This is a genomic window from Lysinibacillus sp. GbtcB16, assembly GCF_019091145.1.
In the GTDB taxonomy this organism is placed as follows: Bacteria; Bacillota; Bacilli; order Bacillales_A; family Planococcaceae; genus Lysinibacillus; species Lysinibacillus fusiformis.
This window is the reverse complement of record NZ_JAGXJV010000419.1, coordinates 1-270: the sequence shown is the minus strand read 5'-3', so window position 1 is coordinate 270 and position 270 is coordinate 1. Positions and strand designations below refer to the sequence as shown.

Annotated in this window: 1 protein-coding gene; it reads left to right on the top strand. The window is 58.5% G+C overall.

Annotation, left to right across the window (positions count from 1 at the left end; genetic code table 11):
• On the top strand, window positions 1-270 hold a 270-nt coding region (locus KVT27_RS24765), incomplete at both ends, for a class I SAM-dependent methyltransferase (protein ID WP_217582186.1).

Sequence of the window (270 nt, the reverse complement as noted above, 5' to 3'; positions counted from 1 at the left end):
GTCGCGGTCGGCAAGTGGGAAGCAGTCCAGAAGCCGGCGCAGCTGAGCTTTGTCAAGGGCTACTCCCATGAACTCGATCTGGCGGGTGACTTCGCGGATGTCATAACCTGCTCCCAATCGTTCCATTGGATGGAACCGCAGAGCACGCTTCGGGAATTCGCGCGTGTACTGCGCCCTGGCGGTGTTTTTGCCGCATATGATTGCGACTGGCCGCCGGCGTTCAATTGGCAGGTTGAGGAAGCCTTCCGCAAGCTTAACGCTTTAAGCGAC